The sequence below is a fragment of the Sorangium sp. So ce327 genome, from assembly GCF_051530205.1.
Lineage (GTDB): Bacteria > Myxococcota_A > Polyangia > Polyangiales > Polyangiaceae > Sorangium > Sorangium cellulosum_B.
The window spans coordinates 6,238,568-6,249,163 of sequence record NZ_CP150330.1; the positions used below are offsets into that span (position 1 = coordinate 6,238,568).

Sequence of the window (10,596 nt, forward strand, 5' to 3'; positions counted from 1 at the left end):
CCGGAATTTCGGCGATAGGCGGTCGTCAGATGTGTGACAAATTGCCTCGCTGCGCGCCCCATGTGGTGGTCTTGTGGCGCGGCGACGGCCTTGTCATCTCCTCACCACACCGTCTCGTCATCTCGCCGCCTCGCCTCCCCCCATGGGGGCGGGCGCCGGGCGGAAGGCCGCCCGGCCGCCGAAGAACACGAGCAGGCCGAGCGCTATCCACACGAGCTCCTTGGCGCGCTTGATGAGGACGAAGGCGGCGCCCACCGTGGCGGCGGCGGGCACGCCGAGCGCGGTCAGGAAGGCGACATAGCCGGCGTCCTGCACGCCGAGCCCGGCAGGCACCATGAAGGCGGCGGCGCGGAGGAGCGCGAGGACGACCTCGAACGAGAGGACCTCGGAGAGCGAGACGTCGACCCCGAGGAGCCGGAGGAAGAAGTACGTCTCCGCCCCCTCGGCGAGCCACATCCCCAGCAGCAGCAGCGCCGCCGCCGCGAGCGCCGAGCGACGCTCCCCGAGCGCGGCCGCGTGCCGGTCGGTCGCGGAGAAGGCCGCCTCTCTCGCCTCGACATAGGCCCTCACGCGCTGGCCGGGCAGGCGCTTCAGCCAGGCGAAGATCCGCGACGCGACCGTGCCCGAGAGGAGCGCGCCCCCGAGCGCGAGCGCCACGGCGAGCAGGCCGAGCCCCGAGAGGACCACGAGCCACGGGAGCCACGGCCCGCCGATCAGGGGCCGCGAGGCGCGCTCCAGGTGGCCAAAGCCGAGCGCGAGGGCGATCGCGACATACACCGCGTTCGCGAGGACGATCAGCGCCCTGCGCGCCGCGATGCCGGCGACGCCCTGCGGCCCCGGGATCCCGCACCACCGGTGCAGCAGATAGAACGTGACCGACTCGGAGAGGGCGGCGCCGGCGGGGACGCTCATCGTGAGCGCCTCGGTCGACAGCGTGAGCGCGAGATACCGGGAGAACGGCGCGTGGCGGCCGGACGCGGGGTTGCGCGTGCGCGTGCCAAAGACGCGCCGGCTCGCTTCGGCCTGGAAGAGCCGCGCGACGAGGTTGGGGACGAGGGCGAGCGCCATCATCGGCGCGGACGCGGAGGCGATGAGCGCCGCGACGCCCGGGAGATCCGCGCCGCGCAGCGTGCTCCAGAGCGCCGCCGCCGCGATGGCGACCCCGAGCCACCTCAGCGCGACGGCGCCGGCGCCCGGGCGGGATCGCGCCCCGCGGAGAGGCTCATCGTGGGCGTCACGGGCAGCGTCAGGGGCAGCGTCAGGGGCAAGGAGAGTCATCGCACGTTCGCGCTCCGGCGCCGGCCGAGGGCCTGAGGTCGAGGGCGAGTGCTCGTATCGCGCAGGCGCGTCCCGCGCTGATGTCATGGGCGCAACGCCGCGGCGACACGTCGCGGCACGCCGTGAACCGCGCGGAAGTGCGTCGAGCTCGTCCGCTCCGGTCGAGCGCGCCCGGCGCGCCCGGGCAGCCGACGAGCGCGCGGCGTGACGCCGGGATCGGCTATCTTCCTGGTTCGTTGGAGACGCGCGGGAGGGGCGAGCGGCTCCTCGGCGGGGTGGGAGGGGGGGCGGTCGGAAGGATGGAAGGAAGAGCGAACGTGGAGACGGATCAGGACAGCATCGAGCGGCTCCGGGCGGAGAACGCCGGATTGCGCAAGGAGATCGACAGGCTCCATGAGCAGCTGGGGCGCCAGGAGGAACGGACGCGGCTGATCCTGCAGGCGGCCGGCGAGGGGTTCCACGTCGTCGGGATGAACGGCGAGATCCTCGACTGCAATCCATCCTTCGCCGGCATCGTGGGTTACGACCGGAGCGAGCTCCTGACGATGAACATCGGCCAGATCGACCCGCGGCCGCCGCACGAGGTCGTCATGGTCATCGAGGAGATCAAGGCCAGGGGGTCGCTCCGCTTCCTCGCGAGGCACCGCCACAAGGACGGCCACCTGATCGACGTCGAGGTGAGCTCTCACCTCGTCCAGAGCGGTGATGAGCAGTTCTTCTCGGCCTTCTCGCGCCCCCTCACGGAGCAGCTGAAGCGCGAGCAGGCGCTGCGCGAGAGCGAGCAGAAATTCCGGGCGATCTTCGACGAGACGTCGATGTTCATCGGCCTGCTCACCCCGCAGGGGGACCTGATCGAGCGCAACCGGACGATGGCCGATTTCACCGGGGCGCGGCCGGGCGAAGCGCACGGCGGGCCGCTCTGGCAGGCGCCGTTCTGGGTCGGCGGAGCGAGCGCAGGGGAGCGGATCAGGGAGTGCGTCCGCCGGGCAGCTTCGGGCGAGCCGTCCTCGTGCGAGGTGAAGATCCACGGGCCCGGCGGGCGCGTGGCGACGCTCGACCTCAAGATGAAGCCGATCCTCGACACGCTGGGCCAGAGCGTCCTGCTGATCGCCGAGGGGTACGACGTGACCGAGCTCCGGCGGGCCGAGGCGGAGCGCGCGGCGCTTCAAGCGCAGATGATCGACGCGCAGGAGGCGACCATCCGGGAGCTCTCGACGCCGCTCATCCCGCTCGACGCGGGGATCCTGGTGATGCCCCTCGTCGGGCGGCTCGACCGGGTGCGCATCGAGCAGCTGCTGGAGCGCCTGCTCCAGGGGGTGGTGGCGCAGCGCGCGGCCACGGTCATCCTCGACGTCACCGGCGTGCCGGTGGTGGACGCCGAGATCGCGGACTCGCTGATCAGGGCGGCCCAGGCGGTCAAGCTGCTCGGCGCGGAGGTCATCCTCACCGGCGTCGGCCCCGAGGTGGCGCAGACGATGGTGGGTATCGGCATCGACCTCCGGGAGATCGTCACGCTGAGCTCGCTCCAGAGCGGGCTCCACCACGCGCTGGGGCGCTCGCGCCGCGGCGGCGGGAGGAGAGCGAGCGGCCCGCGGCGCCGCGACGGGTGACGGGCTGCGGAGATCCTGGCCGGCGAGGCGTCGCCGTCAGGATCGCGCTCGGGTCAGCGGCGGATCGGCTCGGCGAGCCAGCGGACCAGCGCATCGCTATCGAGATCGAGCAGGGCATCCTCGACCTCGCCCGGCCCGATGGCCTGTGCGCGCTCGACGATCGAGCGCTCCTCCTCGGCGGTCGGCTGGCGCCCGACTCGCCGTGCGAAGAGACGGCCGAGGAGCTCGGCGATGGCCTTCTGCGCCCCCGCCCGCGCGGCCTCCTGCGCGCCCTCCTGTTCGGCCTCGGCGAGCATTTCTTCGATGATCGGTATGGTCCGGAGCAGCTTCTTCTCCGTCTCCCTGTCCTCCATCAGCATGACGAGCTCCTTCCGCAAGTTGTGCCCCCAGGGGTCGATGGCGGCCATGACCAGGAGCGCTGTATATAGCTCGATCCGTTCCTCGACGGTCGCCGCCCGCGCGGAGATCTCCGCGACGACCTCACGCATCGCCGCGGCGGTGGCGTCCCTGGTAAGCGGGGCGAACACGAGCCAGAACACGCTGCCTCGCGCCCGGAGCTCGGCCATCGTGCGCTGGTAGACCGCGTCGACACGAAAGTGCGCGCCGCTGAACCGCCGCCCCCGCCAGGAGGTACGGCGCTTCCCTGTCGCGGGCAGACGCCGCCTGCGACCCGAGAGGACCACGGCGACGCTCTCGATCGGCGGTACCGGCGCTCCGGGAGCCTCGCGCCGAAGCGCGGAGAAGAGGAAGCCGAGGTACTCGAACATCTGGTCGGGCACGTCGTCGCGCAACGCGAAGCAAAACTCGACGTGCAGCACGCGCAGCTCGGCGCCGACGCGCAGGCGCAGCGCCTTGTCGAGGCGCCGCTCGAGCTTTGTGACCTGGGTGTCGATCCAGCCGAGAACCTCGACCGACCTGTCCTCGGGGACAAAGACGCACGCCAGGTCGTCAGGAAACCGTCGGGCGATGTGGCGCAACGTGATGTCGGCGTCTCCCATGCTGCGCGATCTCGGCAGATCGCATGCCATGGGCCGGAGCGCCGGAATCAGCGTCGTCTTGGCAGAGAGGAGCGCGCTCCGGGGCTGGCGCCGCCATGGCGGACGGCGGCCTAACCCGCGCCGGAGGCGGCAGGGCGCGCCCGCGCGGCGCGCCGCTAGGCGGTGCGGCCGCGCGCCTCGCGCACCAGCGCCACCATCGCCTTCCGCACCTCGTCCGTCGCCGAGACCGGCGCGCCGAACGGGAGGCGCGTCGCCTTCGGCCCCGCCGGCGTGATGACATCGAGCTCGAAGCCGTAACGATCGACCGAGGTCATCGTGGCGCCGGTGGCGTCCTTGATCCCGGCGAGGACCTTCGCGTACGCGAGGACCGCGTCGGCGTGATCGGTGTTCATGTGCTCGAGGATGCCCGCGGCGTCGGCCGCGAGCGGATCGGGCTCGGCGGCCGCGTACGCGTCGGCCTCGACCCAGGACATGCGGCCGAAGCCGCCGACGTAGCGGATCGACACCGGGTCGAGGCGGTAGAAAGAAAAGTCCGTGAAATCCACGTAGTACGACGCGCGCGGGTGCGTCGCGAGGAAGCTCGTCCGGGCGGCGGCCGCCTCCGCGCCTTCGAGGGGGCGGCACGGGCCGATCAGGGTCATCCGGCCGAGCGCGAGCGGGTCGGCCAGGCCCTCGGCCGGTTCGGCGAGGAGCAGCGACGCCTCGGCGCGGACCTTGAGGTTGCCTGTGTGCTCGGCGAGCGCCGAGAGCAGCAGCAGCGGGCGCCCGTGCGCGTCCACGGTGACGGCGACGAGCGAGCCGTACGGATAGCCGGCGGGATCCCGCGCGAGCGTGCACAGCGTGGCGGCGCGGGCCCGCTGCGCCAGCGTGCGGCAGCGCTCCGCGTGGCTCGGCGCCTTCGCGCCCTGGAGAGGTGGGTCCGCCGCCGGATCCGGGCCGGCGCCGGGGCGGCCGTGGTCTGTGCTCGTCGACATGAAAGGGCGGGTAGCACGCCGGGAGGGCCGGAGGAACCGGGGCGCCGCGCCGCCTGGCGCTACGACGGCAGCACCCGGAGCCGCCCGCGCTGCGCCGCTGCGTCGCGGGCGGCGGCCTCGGCCGCGCGCGGCGGCGCCGGCCGCGCCACGGCCTGCGGCCACACCGCGAAGTCCTCCGGGAGCGGCCCCGGGAGCGCCGGCTGCGCCGTCCGCTCCAGGAGCTGGAAGTCGCAGCGCGCCACGAGATCCAGCGGGAGCCCCTTGCCCGGCCCGCCCTTCGCGAACCACGCGCGCGCCGCCTGCACGTTGCGGATGAGCACGGCGTGCTGCGGGTCGCGCTTCGCGGCCGCCGTGAAGTGATCCTGCATCGCCTGCCAGTCGCGCCGGCCCGCCGCGACGCACGCGAGCGCGTTGAGCGCGAGCCCCGGCAGCGGGTGGCCGAGCTCCAGCGCGCGCGCGGCGTGCCGCTCCGCGAGGTCGAGCTGCCCCGCGTCGAGGTAGGCGACGCCGAGCTCCAGGTGCGCCGCGTGGTGATCGCCGAGGAGCTCGAGGATCGCCCTGCGCTCCCCCACCCCCTCGCGGTAGAGCTCGCGCAGCCCCTTGTTCTGCTCGAACCAGGCGCTCATCAGCGCCGTGTCCTCCTCCGAGGCGTCGAACGGCGTCTTGAGCTCCTGGAAGTCGCCGCGGAAATAGACGTCGCGCTGAAGCCAGCCGGCCGCCTCGGCGTCGTCGAAATCGCGCGTGCCGGGGTAGATGGACAGGCACGAGAAGATGTACTGGTGCGGCCTCGCCGCCTCCAGGAACGCGAGCGTCTCCCGGAACGTCTCCGCCGTCTCGCCCCGGTTGCCAAGCATCATGTAATAGCGGACCTGGATCCCGTACTTCTTCGCGAGCTCGGTCGACTCGATGATCTTCTTGACGGTGATCTTCTTGTCGATGTTCTTCAGGATGGACGGCGAGCCCGACTCGACGCCGAGGCTCAGGCGCTGGCAGCCCGCGAGGCGCATCTCGCGGAGCAGCTCCTCGCCGAGGACGTCGACGCGCGTGTCGCAGCTCCACAGGAAAGAGATCTTCCGATCGCGGATGCCGCGGCAGATCTCGATGACGCGCTTGCGGTTCGTCGTGAAGGTGTCGTCCTTGATCTGGACCATCTTCACCGGCAGCTTCGCCACGGCGGCCTCGATGGAGTCGAGCACGTAGGGCACCGACTGGCCCCGGAAGCCGCGGCCCCAGGTCGCCTCGGCCCCGCAGAACGTGCACGCCCAGGCGCAGCCGCGCGAGGTCATCACGATGTGCGTGGCGAAGTGGTCGTGCGGCGACGCGAGCGCGTCGAGCTCCTCGATCGCGGGCCGGGGCGGGCCGAGCTCGACCCGGCCGTCGACGCGGTACGCCGTGCCGGGGACGCCGAGCGCGGGCCGGCCGGCCTCGAGGCGATCGAGGAGCTCGAGGAACGAGTGCTCGCTCTCGCCGAGCGTCACCGTGTCGATCTCGGGGTGGTGCCGCAGCATCTCGGCCGCGAGCGGGGTCGCGTGCGGCCCGCCGACGACGATGTGCGCCCCGGGGTGGAGCCGCCGGATGCACCGGGCGGTGAGCGCCACGCCGCGCCGGTTGGCGGTCCAGCACGACAGGCCGAACACGTCCGCGCCGAGCTCGCGCACGACCCGCTCGACCTGCGAGAACGGGTACGACGAGAGGTTCAGCACCTTCACCTGGTGGCCCGCGCGGATGGCCTGCGCGCCCAGCGAGAAGAGCCCGTACGGGGTCTGGTGGAAGTCCGGGTCGAGATCGCCCTCGCGGTACTCGGCCGGCGGGCCGTCGCCGCTCGTGTCGGGCGCCTCCCTAGGCGCGGGGATCTTCCAGGGCGGTGGGTAGAGCAGCGCGATGCGCATCGATCCTGCCTTTCCGGTGCCGTCCGTCACGCGGGCGCGGCGCCGCGCTCCCGCTGCGCGCCGCCCGGGCCGTCTGCCTCGATGCTGCGCGCGCGCGCGATCCGGGCGTAGAGCTCGGCGCTGGGCCGCGGGCTGCGCTCCTGGGTCACGCGGTCGACCTCGACAAGCCCGAAGCGCGGGGCGTACCCCTCGGCCCACTCGAAGCCGTCGAGCAGCGACCAGTGCATGTACCCGCGCACGTCGACGCCGCGCTCGATGGCCCGCGCGACCTCCGCGAGGTGCCGCACGAGGAACCGCGGGCGCTGGTCGTCGTCGGCGTCGGCGATGCCGTTCTCCGTGATGTAGATCGGGACCCGGGCGCGGGGCCACCAGGCGTCGAGCACGTAGCCGAGCCCCTCCGGGTAGATCTCCCAGCCGAGATCGCTGACCTCCGCCCCCTCGGGGACGAGCCGCCGGAGGAACCCCGCGCGCGCGTGCGCCGCCGAGAAGCGGACAAGGTCGCGGCTGTAGTAGTTCACGCCGAAGAAGTCGTGCAGGCCGCTGTCGCAGACGGCGCGCGCGAACGCGTCGTTGAACAGCCGCTCGAAGAGGGCCGCCCACATGCGGTCGGCGAGCCGCCCGAACCGCTCCGGCTCGATGACGCGCAGGTGGTGCGCGACGCCGACCGAGATGGAATGCCCGCGCCGGCCCGCGGCCTCGTGCATGGCGCGGTACATGGCGGCATGGGCGCGGAAGAGGTTCTGGTGGGCGCGCACCGCCTCGACGGGCGAGCTCCGCGCCGGCGGCCAGACGCCGAGCAGGTGGGCCTGCAGGGCGAGCATGTTGGGCTCGTTGATGGTGACCCAGAGCTGGCACAGGTCGCCGAGCGCCTCGACGGCGCGCTCGGCGAAGCGCGAGAGGAGCGCCGGCAGCTCCAGCGAGAGCAGGCCGCCCCGCTGCGCGACCCAGCGCGGCAGGGTGACGTGATGGACGGTGACCATCGGGGTGATCCCGGCGTCCCGGTGCGCGCCGAGCACGTCCCGGTAGTGGTCCCACGTGGCCGGATCGAACTCGCCCGGCTCCCGCTCGACGCGGGCCCACTCGATGGAGAGCCGGTGCGCCCCCATACAGAGCCGCGCCTGGAGCGCGACGTCCTCGCGGAAGCGGTGCAGCTGGTCGCACGCGTCGTCCGGCGTATCGCCGCCGCGGACGCGCCCCGGCTCGCGCGCGAACGCGGCCCAGTCGCTCTGCGCGCAGTGCCCCTCGACCTGTGTGGCGGAGGCGGCAGTGCCGAACAGGAACCCGTCCGGGAAGCGCAGATCCTCACCCATGAGCGCGCATCCTACGCGAACTCGCGCCGGGCGGCTGCCTTCCGGAGCAGCCGTCCGATTGCTCGAGGGGCCGGGCGCCGGTACGCTCGGCCCTGTGTGCGCGGCGCGGTGCGTAGAGGCGGGGGGCGCGCGCCCCCGAAACAGCGCGCGAGCGCGCGCCCTCGCCGCCGCCTCGCTCGCCGCGGCGCTGCTGCACGGGGCCACGCCGGCCCGGGCGGACGGGGTCGGCTGGGCGACGGCCCAGGCCGCCGAGCTGACGCGCCAGGCCGAGGCACGCGCCGCGGCCGGCGAGGCCGATGTGGCGCTGCGGCGGTACCTGGAGGCGGTCCGCTTCGACGCGACCTACGGCCCGGCGTACCTGGGGCTGGGCGCGCTGTACGAGCGGGCGGGCGATCCGCGCGAGGCGGAGCGCGCGTACACCGTGGGGCTGGACCACGTGAGCGGCTTCGTCGAGGGCCACCGCGCCCGGGCGGCGCTGCGGTCGCGCGAGGGGCGGCGCGAGGAGGCGATCGCCGATCTGGAAGCGGCGGCGGCGCTCCGGGGCGACGACGGCGAGCTGCTCCAGGAGCTCGCGGCCGCGTACGTGGCGGCGGGCGCGCTGCCGGCGGCGCTCGGCGTCGCGCGGCGGCTCTCGGCGCTCGCCGCGCGGAACGGCGATCGCACCCTCGCGGCCGCGGCGACGACGCAGGCGCGCGCGCTGTCGGTGCTGGTCGGCGAGGCCGATCCCGTGCGCGCCGGCGGCGCCGATCGCGGCCCGGTCCGGCGCGCGCTCGCGCGGCACGCCGCGGCGCCTGCGCGGGGGAACGCGGCGGATCGGCGGCGCGAAGGGCGGTGATGCCACGACGGCGGCCCGGCGGCCGGTTCGGCCACGGGGCGCGGCCAGCGGCGCGGCTCGCTTGACCTCCTTCCAGGTGGGCCGCCTGCGGCTGAGACCCTCTTTCCACGCCAGCGAGCCCGGATAACCGGGCTCCCCTGCGGCGGGCGGCCTCGGACGGGGCAGATTGTCACGATCGCCCCACTGCCCGAGGAGCAGCGCGCCGCGGATGCGAGCAGCGCGCCGGAGCCGGATCTCCGGGCGATGTCCCGCTGGCACCTCGGTTGCTGCCCTCCGCGCCGCGGTTGCACGCGCAGGCTGGCACGGGATCGGCACGGACACGCGGCGTTTAGAACCTCGGACATCTCTGCAGAGCGCGGCGGCCTGTGCCTCTCGGCCGGCCGGCGCGCCGCCCCTTGAGGGAGAAAGCGAGAACCCATGAAGGCGGTAGTGTTTCACGGCGTCGGCGACATCCGGATGGACGACGTCAAGGAGCCGAAGATCAAGGAGCCGACCGACGCGATCCTCCGGATCACGGCGAGCGCCATCTGCGGGACCGATCTCCACTTCGTCCGCGGCACGATGCCGGGGATGGTGCCGGGCACGGTCCTCGGCCACGAGGCGGTCGGCGTCGTCGAGGAGCTCGGCGCCGACGTGCGGAACCTGAAGAAGGGCGATCGCGTCGTCGTGCCCTCGACGATCGCGTGCGGCTACTGCTCGTACTGTCGCGCCGCGTACTACGCGCAGTGCGACAACGCGAACCCGAACGGCAAGCACGCGGGCACGGCGTTCTTCGGCGGCCCCGCCATGTCGGGCCCGTTCGACGGGCTGCAGGCCGAGCTCGCGCGCATCCCCTTCGCGGGCGTCGGCCTCGTCAAGCTGCCGAACGGGGTCAGCGACGACCAGGCCATCCTGCTCTCCGACATCTTCCCGACGGCGTACTTCGGCGCCGAGCTCGCCGAGATCAAGCCAGGCGACACGGTCGCGATCTTCGGCTGCGGCCCCGTCGGCCTGTTCACGATCGCGAGCGCCAAGCTCATGGGCGCGGGGCGCATCCTCGCCGTCGATCGCGTGCCCGACCGCCTTGAGATGGCGCGCGAGCAGGGCGCCGAGACCGTCGACTTCTCCGCCGAGGACCCGATCGAGGCCATCCTGCGCCTCACCGGCGGCATCGGCGTGGACCGGGCGATCGACGCCGTGGGCGTCGACGCCGAGCGCCCGCACGAAGGCCCCGCCCACAAGGAGGCAAAGCAGCAGGCCAAGGCGTTCGACCTCGAGGTCAAGCAGATCGCCCCCAACGCGCGGACCACCGGCGACGCCTTCCGCGCCGGCGACGGGCCGTCGCAGGTGCTGCAGTGGGCCGTCCGGTGCGTGGCCAAGGCGGGGACCATCGCCGTCATCGGCGTCTATCCGCAGACGTCGCGCACGTTCCCCATCGGAGAGGCCATGAACAAGAACCTCACCCTCCAGATGGGCAACTGCAATCACAGGAAGTACATCCCGAAGCTCGTCGACCTCGTGCAGACCGGCCAGGTGGATCCCACCACGATCCTCACCAAGAAAGCGCCCCTGGAGTCGGCGATCGACGCCTACAAGGCCTTCGACCGGCGAGACGCCGGGTGGGTGAAGGTCGAGCTCCGCCCGTCGCGGGCGGGGGCGCCTGCCCACCTGGACCGCGCCGTCGCGTAGCCCGGCGCCGCCTGCGCAAGGAGGCGCCGCGCCC

General features: G+C 73.4%; 8 protein-coding genes. 3 read left to right on the forward strand and 5 right to left on the reverse strand.

Translation table 11 applies throughout. The features are described from left to right. Nucleotides 1-117: 117 nt before the first annotated feature. Nucleotides 118-1,278 carry a lysylphosphatidylglycerol synthase domain-containing protein gene (locus tag WME95_RS23325; RefSeq protein WP_437910647.1) on the reverse strand — a complete coding sequence of 387 codons (1,161 nt, stop codon included), beginning with the start codon at nucleotides 1,276-1,278 and terminating at the stop codon, nucleotides 118-120. A 317-nt stretch (nucleotides 1,279-1,595) separates the two neighbouring features. Here WME95_RS23325 and WME95_RS23330 point away from each other — a divergent pair, with 317 nt between their 5' ends. After that, entirely contained in the window at nucleotides 1,596-2,888 is a 1,293-nt protein-coding gene (locus tag WME95_RS23330; RefSeq protein ID WP_437910648.1) for a PAS domain S-box protein, read from the forward strand. 53 nt (nucleotides 2,889-2,941) lie between these two features. On the opposite strand, the gene WME95_RS23335 is transcribed toward WME95_RS23330, so the two are convergent. From WME95_RS23335 to WME95_RS23350, 4 genes are all read right to left on the reverse strand, one after another. Beyond that, a complete protein-coding gene (locus WME95_RS23335; RefSeq protein WP_437910649.1) occupies nucleotides 2,942-3,886 on the reverse strand; it encodes a hypothetical protein in 945 nt (314 codons plus the stop codon). A gap of 155 nt (nucleotides 3,887-4,041) precedes the next feature. Then, nucleotides 4,042-4,860 carry a HugZ family protein gene (locus WME95_RS23340; RefSeq protein ID WP_437910650.1) on the reverse strand — a complete coding sequence of 273 codons (819 nt, stop codon included), beginning with the start codon at nucleotides 4,858-4,860 and terminating at the stop codon, nucleotides 4,042-4,044. A gap of 59 nt (nucleotides 4,861-4,919) precedes the next feature. Next, nucleotides 4,920-6,749: a radical SAM protein gene (locus WME95_RS23345; protein WP_437910651.1), complete on the reverse strand. Its 1,830-nt coding sequence runs from the start codon at nucleotides 6,747-6,749 to the stop codon at nucleotides 4,920-4,922. Between the two features lie 26 nt (nucleotides 6,750-6,775). Further along, nucleotides 6,776-8,059 carry a glycoside hydrolase family 1 protein gene (locus tag WME95_RS23350; RefSeq protein ID WP_437910652.1) on the reverse strand — a complete coding sequence of 428 codons (1,284 nt, stop codon included), beginning with the start codon at nucleotides 8,057-8,059 and terminating at the stop codon, nucleotides 6,776-6,778. Between the two features lie 58 nt (nucleotides 8,060-8,117). Between WME95_RS23350 and WME95_RS23355 the strand changes: the two genes are divergently transcribed. Both WME95_RS23355 and WME95_RS23360 read left to right on the forward strand, forming a co-directional pair. Next, the gene (locus WME95_RS23355; protein WP_437910653.1) at nucleotides 8,118-8,894 is read left to right on the forward strand and encodes a tetratricopeptide repeat protein; all 777 of its coding nucleotides are present in this window, start codon (nucleotides 8,118-8,120) and stop codon (nucleotides 8,892-8,894) included. Between the two features lie 417 nt (nucleotides 8,895-9,311). Continuing rightward, complete coding sequence (locus WME95_RS23360; protein ID WP_437554912.1) at nucleotides 9,312-10,562, forward strand: zinc-dependent alcohol dehydrogenase; 1,251 nt, start codon at nucleotides 9,312-9,314, stop codon at nucleotides 10,560-10,562. The last annotated feature ends 34 nt before the right edge of the window (nucleotides 10,563-10,596 follow it).